The following is an 11,296-nucleotide window of genomic DNA, read 5'->3' on the forward strand; positions in this document are numbered from 1 at the left end:
CACCCCTTATGATGGTTAGAAACCCGACTTGAAGCTCGACCAGGCCTGCAGCCAGTCGTCATAAGTGGCGAACTTGTCAGATTTGCGGGGTGGCTGGCCGTAGATCTTGGCGGAGCCGAACTTCGCATCGAAGTTATCGTAGTCGAAGAGCTTGCGCGTGTTTGCGTCCATCAGCGGCGGCGCCTTTTTTGATACCGAGCAAACCGCGTTGTTCTTGGCACAAGCGGCCTGCACCTCGGGAGTAAGCAACTGGTTGATGTAGGCGTGGGCGGTGTCGACGTTTTCCGCGGTCTTGGTGATGAACCATGCGTCCACCCACACCGCCGGACCCTCTACCGGGAAGATCGCGACCGTGTTCACGTTCTGCTTTGCCAGCTCGATCGGAAGCGCGGTCCACACGTTGAAGCATGCGGCGATCTCGCCATTGGCGAAAAGAGAGACCATGTCGCCGGCTGATGTCGCGAACACCTTCGATTGCTCACGGTATGGCTGCAACTTCGCGAAGACATCCGCGACCTCTTCCTTGGTGAGGTTCGGGAACTTGTCGCGGTATCCGGCGATCTTGGCCATCTGGGGCCACGCGGTGAGCGGGCTGTCCATGAACGCGATCTTGCCCTTCAATTCCGGCCGCAAAAGGTCCTTGTAGCTGGTCACCTCGAACCCGACGGCGCTCGGATTGAGGACGATCGTATCGACGCCCCAGGTCCACGGGATACCCCACTGCTTGTTGTCCCATTTCCACATTTCGCCGTTGAAGAACGGGGGATACACGTCGTTGGCGTTGAAGTTCGGGATCTTGGACAGATCGATTTCCTTCAGGATACCCATGCCACTGAAGAGGTCGTTATAGCCGTTGGAATACTCGGCCAGATCCAGCCTGACCGGGTCGCCCACGAACTTAGCGGTGACATCATCCTGGCTCGCGATAACAGTCGAGCGCATGTTGACATTGTGCGCCTTGCGCCAGGCTTCAGTCTCCTTTTCCATTGCATAGCCTTCATAGGCCATGATTTCGAGCTGGCCCCCGACTTCGGCATGTGCGGGTGGCGCCCAGGACGCCAGAGTAGCTCCGGCTGCGAGAGCGCCGGACGCGAAAAGGAACTGTCTTCGGTCGAGCCCGGCCGACCGAAAAATGTAGTCCCTGCGCTCCTCAGCGATATTGTCGCTGTTATCGAATAGTTTGTTCTTGTCAGACATTTCATTCCCCTTTCATTTTGAGTTGGATTGTCTACGGCCTCCTAGCCAAGCCCGCGTCGCTCTGCGCTTTCTGAAGCGAACGATTGGGCTTGGCGTTCCTTTGCCCGGCTCACGCCGGAAAACTGAACTCTTCAATCGCGTCGCGGGTCGCACCCACGATGATGTCCGCCTCGGATTTGGTCAGGCATAGTGGCGGTGCGTAGCCGATCACGTCCGCTTGCGGCATCGGCCTGGCAATCACACCCTTTCGGCCGATCTCGGCGACGATGCGCGGAACGACAGTGTCGCTTGGGTTGAATGCCGACTTGCCATCTTTAAGGGAAGCGAGTTCGACAGCGCACATCAACCCTTCACCCCGTACCTCCACCACCGCGGGGTGGTTGACGAGAGCGGAGGTGAGTTCGGCCTTCAGGTAGCCACCGACCTCGCGGGCATTGGCTACCAGCCCCATTTCATCGATAAGCTTGAGGTTCGCGACGCCCGCGGCCGCGCAAAGCGGGTGGGCGGAGTATGTCCATCCGTGCCCAAAGGGCCCATGTGTGTTGGTGCCGTCGCGGATAACGCTCCAGACATCTTCAGATACGATAGACCCGGACAGGGGCGCGTAGGCCGACGTCAACCCCTTGGCGATGGTTATGATATCGGGCCGGATGTTATAGTGCTCGCTTCCGAACATCGAACCCAGTCGACCGAAACCTGTCACCACTTCGTCGGCAATGAGAAGGATGTCGTACTTCTTCAGAATGGGCTGAATACGATCCCAATAGCCTGCCGGTGGCGGCACGATCCCTCCGGTTCCAAGCACTGGTTCGCCGATGAAAGCCGCGATGGTGTCGGCGCCTTCCTTAGCGATCAGTTCCTCGAGCCGTTGCGCGAGGTAGTCCACGAAGGCCTCGTCGCTCATCTCTGGGTCGGGCCGACGCAGACCGTAAGGCGCCTCGGTGTGTTTGACATATTCCAACGGCAGGCCGAACTGCTTGTGGAAGAGCGGTAGTCCAGTCAGCGAACCACTGATCAGCCCAGAGCCGTGATATGCCCGCCAGCGGCTGATGATCTTCTTCTTCTCAGGGCGTCCCTTCACCTCGTTGTAGTACCAAACGAGTTTGATGTTGGTTTCGTTGGCATCCGATCCGCTGAGGCCGAAATACACTTTGGACATGTGTTTGGGAGCACGGTCCAGTATCATCTTGGCCAGTGTGATGGATGCTTCGGTGCCGTGGCCGCCATAGGCATGAAAGTATGCCAGTTTGCGGGCCTGTTCGGCGATGGCATCCGCGATCTCTGTCCGGCCGTAACCGACGTTGACGCAGTAAAGCCCGGCAAAGGCATCCAACTTCTTGCGGCCGTCGCGGTCCTCGACGAACACACCCTCGCCTCTCGACATGACAGTGCTAGTAACTTCTTGCCGTTCGAACGCGCCGTAGGCCGTAATCGGGTGCATGAAGTTTTGCCGATCCCATTCGGCAAGCTGATCGTTTGAAATTCGAGCGTCCAATTTCGTGTCCTCTTCCTTAGTCGGGGGCAGCCAGCGTCCTCAGGCCGCCGTGTTTCCTTCGAGCTCAGCGCCCCGGTGCTTCCGCACATAAGCGCGCCAAGTCATCGCCCATCTGTCCGGATCGCCCGGCCAGGTTCCCTTCGCCTTCGAAATCGGCTGGTTGTAGGGAGCATTCAGAATGATTGCCGGGTCGGAATAGGCTTCGTCCGATATTCGCTGTACCGCCGCGATCCACTGATCAATGTCGTCCTTCGACCAGAGTTCTCCCGCCTCTGGCGTAAACGGTTCGTCGAGAATCCAAGGCTCGTGGCTCATCCACCAGGGATCGATTCCGAAATCAGCCAGTCTGTTTGCCGCCGCGGCGGTACCGACACCAGTGTCCAGCTTCATCGGGCCAAGTCCCCAGCGCGTCATTTCCATGCGCCATTTCTTGATCTCGGGATGGGACTTCTGGAGACCGCGAATGGAGGAAAGCTTGTGATCGATGTAGTTGTTGGCGACGACCGAGATATCGGACGCAAGGTCAATGCCTTCGGCACCCAGGGACCTTGTCCAGGCATATGCTCGCACCATCAGCGGCACGTTGCCCCAAAATTCCCGGATCTTCCCGCATGATTGCGGACGATCCATATCGGCATGATACTTGTCGCCTACCTTGACGACGACCGGAGCCGGAAGGAACGGCGCAAGCTCCGGGGAGCATCCGAAGGCCCCCACGGCCGGTCCGCCGCCGCCCTTTGCGCCGCCGAAGGTCTTGTGCAGCATGAACATGCATGCGTCGAAGCCAAGCTCCCGCGCAGCGAGTTTGCCCATGACGCCGTTGAAGTTGGCGTGGTCATAGAAGCTCAAACCTCCGGCCTCTTTGACGATGCGCACCCACTCTTTGATCTGCGGATTGTAGATGCCCATGTCGTCGGGATTGCCGATCATCAACATGGCGGTGCGCTCGCTGACTGCAGCCTTGAGCGCCTCAAGGGACGGGTAGCCGGTCTCGGTGAGAGGAAGATTGATGACCTTGAACCCTGCGGCGGCGGCCGTTGCGGGATTGCACGGATGGGCCTGCACCGATGTTATGACCTCATCACGTACATCCAGCTCTCCCTTCGCCTGGAAATAGGCGCGCGCCACGGCGCACATCGTATAAGCAGCGTCCGCTCCACCGCCGGCCTGGAAGACGAACTGGTCCATGCCGGACAGGACGCGCAGGGTCCTGTCGAGGTCGTGAATGACTTCCAGGGTTCCCTGAAGTGTATCCCCATGCTGGTAGGGATGGGTTTCGGAGACCTGAGCACGCACTGTCTCGGCCTCAGCCATCTTGCTGGAGTACTTCATCGTGCAGGTGCCGAACAGGCTGATGCCCATCATGCCGAGCGTCTGCTGGCTTAAGTGGAGGAAATGCCGCTGCACCTCGAACTCGGTGAGCTCGGGCATGTCGGGGGAACGCTTGCGCACCAATTCCGGGGGGATCAGATCGCGTGTGTCACCCACCGTCTTGCTGACAACCGCCTCCGGCTGCCCATAGACCTGACCTCGCGCACCCGGCCGCCCAAGCTCCATGACGATGGGTTCGTTCCACCTGGCCGCATGAAACTGCCGAAGTTCGTTCTGTTTGCGCATCAAAGGATTCTTTCCAGGCTGGTCACGAGACGCTCGATGTCGGCCGCGCCGTGAATTTCCGTCACGCAGAAAAGCGAGGACTGGCCGAATTGGGGCAATTCGTTTGAGATGTCCTTGCCGCCGAAAATGCCATCGGCTCTCAGCGCGTCGTTGATCTCTCGCACCGATTTGCCCGTGCCGTCGAAGTTGACGACGAATTCCTTGAAATGGTTTTCGGGCCAAAGGATTCGCACACCGCGAACCGCGCCAAGCCGCCTGGCAGCAAAGCGTGCGCGAGCCAGGATCAGGGCGCCGAGTTCCTCGAACCCTTTGGGACCGAGCAGGCTCATATAGGCGGCGTTCGCTACCGCCCACAAATAGACCGAGGTACCGGTCCAATCATTTCCCGACTCTCGTGAGCCATAGGACGTTTGATGAAAATGAGAGAGGCCGAATGCATATTCTCCGGCAGTAATGGTCTCGTCGATCGACACGAGGAAGCCGTTGTACTGGCGTACATAGCGTTCATTGTCGTGCGTTGCGATGAAGCCGCCTGTGCCACCGCCGCCGTTCATGTGGACGCCGAGCGGTTGAGTAGGGCCGACCACGATGTCGGCGCCGTAGTCGGCAGGTGGCGCGAAGATCCCCAATGAGAGCGGATCAACGCCGACGATGGTCTCTGCCTCAACCTTGCGGGCGGCGGCTGCAATCGCGGCCGCCCGCGTCTCGAGAGTGCCAAGATAAGCGGGGTTCTCGAAATAGACCGCCGCGACCGACCGGTCGAGCTTCGCGTTGAGATCCTTGATGTCCAGACGACCGTCTTTCGGATCGCACGCCACCGTTACCAGTTCGATGTTGCGTTCCATGTCGCGCGGGCCGCAATATGTGCGGATCACGGCCAGCCGCTCAGGATCGGACAGGGCGCTCACCAGGATTTTGTTGCGTCCCGTCATCCTGGCGGCCATGCGTATAGCGTGGCCGGCGGCGCACCCCCACGAATAGACAGGCAACTGAACCACATCCATGTTCAGGAGCGCGCCAAGTTGGCTGCTGAATTCGAACCAGGCCTGGTTGCGGCCGACATCCGACTGTGCCGAACCCCAGATGTTGGTGGAGAACTCAGTGCGAGAGACGATTTCGTCGACGACGCCCGGGACGAAATGTTGCCACACGCCGGCGCCCAGAAAGCTAAGGTTCTGCTCGCAGTCCCGGTTCTTGGAAAGTTTGGACCGAAGCACGCGACGCAGCTCCACTTCCGAAGTGATAGGCGCCGGCAGCTCAAGGGGTGCTTTGCGGAAGTGGTCTGCCGGAATCTGTTCAAAAAGCTCGCGTGGGCTGGCCGCCCCGATCTCGCGCAGCATCGCTTCCAACTGACCCGGCGCAGAGCTTGCCATCCAAGGATGCGACGTTCTGGAGGACGTGCCCGCAAATCTGTTCGGATACGGGAGCGCGTCGGAGCGCATTTCGCTCGTGCGATCGTTTTGGCCTTTGTTATCTTCCTGGATCATTTCCATGTTCAGCCGTTTTGCAGTTTCGGTTAGACGAGTTGCATGATCATCGATCGCTTCGGACCGGTGCGAACGCGGGCGTAGCCGCGCATCCCGGCGTCCAATTCCGCGCAGCCGGTATCCAGGATGAGCTCAGGTCTACGCAGTTTTTGGAGTTTCTCTGCACCTGCGAGCATGGTGAAGCGATGCGGCCAAACCTTCCTGATAAGGTCCGGTCCAATCTGCTGGTTGCCGCGTCCGCAAACGAAACCCTGACCGCCGGTGATACCGACGATGACGCCGACGGGCCCTTGCCTTGCGAGACTGATCGCTTGATCTGAGGTGAGATCGGTGCCAACGAGCTGCCGGTCCCTTACAGCATCCACTCCAAGCAGGGTTCCACCGAGACCCATCGCATCAAGCGGACGTTTGGCGGTCGTGCCTGGCCCGATGAGATAGGTAACCGCTGGTTCCATTTCGCCAGCGATTTCGCGCCCCAGCAATCTCAGCTGTAGGTCGTCGGTTGAGAATCCTGATGACTTCGCCGTTTGGACGAGCCCGCGTACACGGGGCACGTTCATGTACCCGAACAATCGCGCGTTCAGGTGTCCAGCGCGAAGCAGATCCTCGTCGATATCCATGACCTCAGCTTCGTCGAAGTCCCGTCGAGCACTGTCCTGGATCGCCAAGTCGACAAGCAGTCTGCCAGCCGCTTCGGGGGTCAGGGCAAAAACGCCGGAATGCATCTTGACGCCGGCCGGAATACCTATGACGGGCAGTTCCCTGCCGATTACTTCCAGGATGTCGCGGGCCGTGCCGTCGCCGCCGGCGAAGACCAACAAGTCCACATGTGCTTCGAGAAGCTTCTGCGCCGCTGCCTTGGTGGAACCAGGAGAGAAACCCGACCCCAACTCGAAGAGGTCCGAGATCAATCCGCTCGCCGCCAGGGTGTCTCCTCCCATTTCACCGCCTGGTGCGAGGAAACGGACAGGCAGGTTTGCATCGGCCAGTATCCGAAGAGCACGAAGAGCACGTTTGGCGGCGATGCGCGCCGCGCCCAGTTCTTGTGCACGCTTGAGCATCGCGTCTCCGTCAGTGCCCTTAAGGCCGACGGAGCCGCCCATCCCTGCAACCGGATTGATGATCAGGCCAATCCTCATCGTGCTTATTCGGCCCAGGTGATCAAACAAGATCGACCTGGCCTTTCCTCCCTCTTATTCCTTGACCGGAACCGTGTAGTTGAGCGCCAACCGGCCGCCATCGGCATAGATGACCTCGCCCGTCACGTAGGAAGAGTCATCCGAGGCAAGAAAGAGCGCGACACGCGCGATCTCCTCGGCCTCTCCCATCCGGCCCAGAGGCGTGCGAGAGAGTTGCATGCGCTTGCTTTCCGGCGTCGCCCTTGCCGTGACCATTTCGGTGCTGATGGTGCCAGGGCCGATGGCGTTGACCCGGATACCCTGGCTGGCGAGGGCGAGAGACATGGCCTTGGTCAGTTGGTTCACGCCGCCCTTGCTGGCGCAGTAAGGAGCGATCCCCTCGATGGCCACGACCGCGTTAATCGAAGACATATTGATGATTGAGCCAGCACGGTTGGCCGCCACCATCGTTCTGGCGGCTGCCTGACCTAGCAGGAAGGCTCCGCCCAAGTTGATTTTGAGGGTAAGGTCCCATTCCTCCGGGGTGAGTTCGAGAAATGGTTTCGGCCGACTGACTCCAGCATTGCATACACAGATGTCGATGCCGCCGAAGTGTTCGTTCGCCAAGCCAACGAAGCGCTGAACCGAGACTGGATCGCTTACGTCGAGATGAGCTCCAACGGCACTGCCGTCACCCTGATTTATCGATGCCGCGATGCGTTCGATCAAATCACCTTGGATGTCGCCCAGGACCACATGCGCGCCCTCTTTTGCAAAGACACGCGCGCAAGCCTCGCCGATGCCTTGGGCGGCGCCGGAGATGATCGCAACTTTTCCTGCCAACCGCATGACCTACTCCCGATTTGACGCGATCAATGTTCTTGAGGACGCATGATGTTTAAGGACATGATCCAGCATCTGCTCCAGGTCGGCCCAAAGATCGCTTGCCGCTTCCAGGCCGACGCTTACCCGCAGATAGGTCGCGGCACCTTCGCGCTGCTTCAGGTGCCGATCAGCGCCGATCTCCATCGGAGCAATGATGCTTCTGGTGCCACCCCATGAGGCTCCAATGGCAAAGGTTTTCACACGGTCGATTGCTTCATCGATTCGATCGGCGGCCACATCGGGCAGCTGGATGCTGAAAACACCGGCACTTCCTCTGAAATCGCGCTTCCAGACGTAATGTCCCGCGCATTCGGGAAGAGCTGGATGCAAGACTTTGAAGGGATAGCGGTTGGCTATGCGCGCAGCGAACTGGAGTGCCTTGTCACCAGCATGCTGCAGGCGGACGGCCATGGTCTGTATGCCTCTGATTGCGAGGGAGCATTCATCGGGTGAAACCCCGACACCCAAGATGCTCAACGAGCGCCGTATGCGCTCGTGGAGGCCGGGCTCGTTGGTTACAATTGCGCCCAGCAAAAGGTCGGAATGACCGCCGCAATACTTTGTCAGGGCTTCAGACACCAAGTCGGCGCCAAGCTCGAGCGGCCTGCACAGAAGGCCTGTCGCCCAGGTGTTGTCGCAACCAACGAACGCGCCCGAAGCCTTCGCAAGCCGGGAGAGCTCGGGAATGTCGGCGACTTCCATCGTGGTCGAGCCAGGAGACTCCAGCCAGACAAGCTTCGTGCGGCCAGGTTGGATGCGTGCCTGCATATCCTGCGGATCTGCCGGATCAAACAGCTCGGCTTCGATGCCGAGTGTCGACAAGATCTCACGGCAAAACTGCTTGACTGGCGGATAGACGTTGTCAGCAACAAGAAGGTGGTCACCCGTCGAAAGGATGGCCAGCATCGCAAACGTGATTGCCGCCTGACCAGAGGGAACAACGATAGACCGGCGAGCGCCGTGGAGCGAGGCGATTTGTTCTTCCAGGGCCCTGGTGGTCGGCGTTCCGGACAGGCCGTACGTGTACCCGTCGGGGGCACGGTCTGCACGGTGACGATAGTCGGAGGCGGTTGGGAAAAGGATCGTCGAGGCGCGATAGACAGGTGTTGACAGGCTGGCGAAGCCATCGAGATGGGCTGCGGGCGAGATCACGCACAGCGTCTCACGGTGAGCCTGACTTGGCGACATGTTGCGCTCCGCAGCTGGCTCGTAACCCCGATTGGAACCACTGAGCCCGTTTTGAAAAGGCGCCTTAGGTGGCAGCTACTGTTCCTTTTATCGGAACGGTGATATTAAAAACGGAACGATTTGGCATGTCAAGCCTCTTTCACCCAAACGAATCGGCGTTTTTCGCATTTGACACAGAGGGCGCACTGCATCAAAAATACATGGTATTGTTGCAAATATAGGAACATTTTCACTAATGACCCCCTTGCTGCGCGAACAAAGCGTATTGGGACGGCAATGCCGGGATAGATTTTTCACGTTGAATCCGGACCTCGATGCCGTCGTCACTGATGACCCGGTCCACATCGGCTATCTTTCAGGATACCGGTCCGTCTTGCAGGACATGCCGCCATACACGCAGATGCTCGTTGCTACCCGCGACAGCATCTTTCTCGTCACCGGGGCGAGTGACGCACCAGCGGCATTGGAGGTGTTGTCCGACCCCAACTCAATATGGAGGTATGGAGCCTTCTTCGTCTTCGAGTCGGAAGGCGATGCGACCTTCGCAAGCTTGCCGCCACCTAGCGCGTCCCCGGCCCTTGCATTGGCGACTGTGCTGTCAAATCTAAACAGTGTGAAGCGTATCGGACATGACCTCGGCAGATTGGAGCTGAACGCGGTTGTCGAGACGGCACTGCCGGATGCGGGCCAATGCCCGATAGCCGAGCGCCTGCGGCGTTGCAGGGCCGTCAAGCTGCCGGGCGAGCTTGAGGTCATGCGCTATGTGTCCAAACTGACGGACACGGCGATAACGTCCATCATCGATTTGGTGCGACCAGGAACAACCGAGGTCGAAATCGCCGCTGAGATATCGAGGCATGTCACGCTCGGCGCCGGCGTGCCCAGGTTCCTTGTTGTCACGTCGGGCGAACGCGGGTCGCGAGTCGATGCCTACGCCAGCGATCGCGTCCTGCAGCTGGGCGACATTGTTCGGTTGGACATTGGTGTGTCAGTCAATGGCTATTACTCGGACATGGCTCGCACATACGCTGTGGGAGATCCCGGCTTCCTAGCCGTCGAAAGATATGAAGCGTTGTTGCGTGGTGAACTGGCGGAATTGGACATTGTGCGCGCCGGCATCCCTGCCAAGACGGTCTTCGAGGTAGCAATGCGAGAGGTTAGGGCCGGTGCCTTGCCCAACTATCAACGCAACCACTGCGGTCACGGGCTAGGGCTTCGTCCACATGAATTCCCGCTCATTGGACCGGCCAGCGAAACCATTCTCGAGGAGGGCATGGTTCTCTGTCTGGAGACACCTTATTACGAGATCGGATGGGGAGGGATGATGGTCGAGGACACGGTGATCGTTACTGCTACCGGCAGCGAACTGCTTACAAACTCGCCTCGCACCCTTTGTCTTACCCCCGAGCCAAGTCGCCAGCGCAAAATACGTCGATAAAACCAGTGGCACCATCGAATGTCTAAAAGCCAGTCGCTTGAACGTGGTTTGGAACTCCTGGAAGCCGTTAATCAGGCAGAACGCCCGATCGGCACAAGGGAACTTGCCCGGTTACTGGATTTGAGCCCTGCAATCGTCCAGCGGCTCGTGAACACGCTCGCGGAACGGCACTATTTGAGGCGGGACCCCGAAACCAGACGTTATACGATCGGCTATCAAACGCTTGCTTTCGGCGCGTCGTTGAGCAGACGCGATCAACTGCTGATAGAGGCACGTAAAGAGCTCAACGAGGTTTCGCGCAAACTTCGTGTCGATTCGTTTATGGCCTCCTTGCAGGGGCGCCGCGCCATTTACCTGATGTGCCTGACAGGATTGGCACCTATCACCGTACCGGTCGAGCCCGGCGACATGATCCCCCTGCACTCGACGGCAATCGGAAAGTGTCTTCTTTCATCTTTGCCCGAGTCCGAAGCCCTTGAAATCCTTGGTACCGGTCCCCTGCCCGCCATAACGAAGAAAACGATCACCGACCCATCAGTGCTGCTGCGGGATCTGCAACTGACCCGGGAACGCGGATACGCGATCGTTCAAGACGAAAACATCGAAGGCATGACGTCGGTGGGTGCCTTGATCAAGCAATCCGAGCACGCGCCTCTGACGGCAATTAGCCTGTCGTTTTCACCGTATTTTTCCAAAGATATCGACGTCGAAGAAGCGGCGGCTATCATCACTGCCGCGGCGCCGCGCCCCCCCCCCCCCTGCCCCCCCCCCCCCCCAACCCCCAAACCCCCCCCCCCCCACCCCCCCCCCCCGGGGGGGGAAAAAGAGGGCCAACCCCGGCGGAAAAATATAAGGCCCCCCCCCCACGAGA

Annotated in this window: 9 protein-coding genes; 2 read left to right on the forward strand and 7 right to left on the reverse strand. The window is 59.2% G+C overall.

All coding sequences use genetic code 11. The features are described 5' to 3' along the window. Positions 1–15: 15 nt before the first annotated feature. The 7 genes from P9230_RS22500 to P9230_RS22530 form a co-directional block, all read right to left on the reverse strand. Entirely contained in the window at positions 16–1,197 is a 1,182-nt protein-coding gene (locus P9230_RS22500; protein ID WP_278055803.1) for an extracellular solute-binding protein, read from the reverse strand. Positions 1,198–1,306: 109 nt separating this feature from the next. Next, entirely contained in the window at positions 1,307–2,692 is a 1,386-nt protein-coding gene (locus P9230_RS22505; protein WP_278055805.1) for an aminotransferase, read from the reverse strand. Positions 2,693–2,731: 39 nt separating this feature from the next. After that, positions 2,732–4,309 (reverse strand): aminomethyl-transferring glycine dehydrogenase subunit GcvPB, encoded by a 1,578-nt coding sequence (gene gcvPB, locus P9230_RS22510; RefSeq protein WP_278055860.1) that lies wholly within the window; start codon positions 4,307–4,309, stop codon positions 2,732–2,734. After that, positions 4,309–5,796, reverse strand: a complete 1,488-nt coding sequence (gene gcvPA / locus P9230_RS22515) for an aminomethyl-transferring glycine dehydrogenase subunit GcvPA (RefSeq protein ID WP_278055807.1) — start codon at positions 5,794–5,796, stop codon at positions 4,309–4,311. The genes gcvPB and gcvPA overlap by 1 nt, the downstream gene beginning before the upstream one ends. Before the next feature lie 29 nt (positions 5,797–5,825). After that, positions 5,826–6,965, reverse strand: coding sequence for an ATP-NAD kinase family protein (locus P9230_RS22520; protein WP_278055809.1), 1,140 nt, complete (start codon positions 6,963–6,965; stop codon positions 5,826–5,828). 24 nt (positions 6,966–6,989) lie between these two features. Then, positions 6,990–7,763, reverse strand: coding sequence for an SDR family NAD(P)-dependent oxidoreductase (locus tag P9230_RS22525; protein WP_278055811.1), 774 nt, complete (start codon positions 7,761–7,763; stop codon positions 6,990–6,992). Positions 7,764–7,766: 3 nt separating this feature from the next. Further along, on the reverse strand, positions 7,767–8,987 hold the full coding sequence (locus P9230_RS22530; protein ID WP_278055813.1) for an aminotransferase class I/II-fold pyridoxal phosphate-dependent enzyme: 1,221 nt from the start codon (positions 8,985–8,987) through the stop codon (positions 7,767–7,769). 235 nt (positions 8,988–9,222) lie between these two features. On the opposite strand from P9230_RS22530, the gene P9230_RS22535 reads away from it, so the two are divergent. Next, a complete protein-coding gene (locus P9230_RS22535; RefSeq protein ID WP_278055815.1) occupies positions 9,223–10,425 on the forward strand; it encodes a Xaa-Pro peptidase family protein in 1,203 nt (400 codons plus the stop codon). Positions 10,426–10,833: 408 nt separating this feature from the next. Beyond that, the coding region (locus P9230_RS22540) for an IclR family transcriptional regulator C-terminal domain-containing protein (protein ID WP_278120819.1) at positions 10,834–11,296 on the forward strand (463 nt) is incomplete at its 3' end.

This window comes from Mesorhizobium sp. WSM4887, assembly GCF_029625865.1.
In the GTDB taxonomy this organism is placed as follows: Bacteria; Pseudomonadota; Alphaproteobacteria; order Rhizobiales; family Rhizobiaceae; genus Mesorhizobium.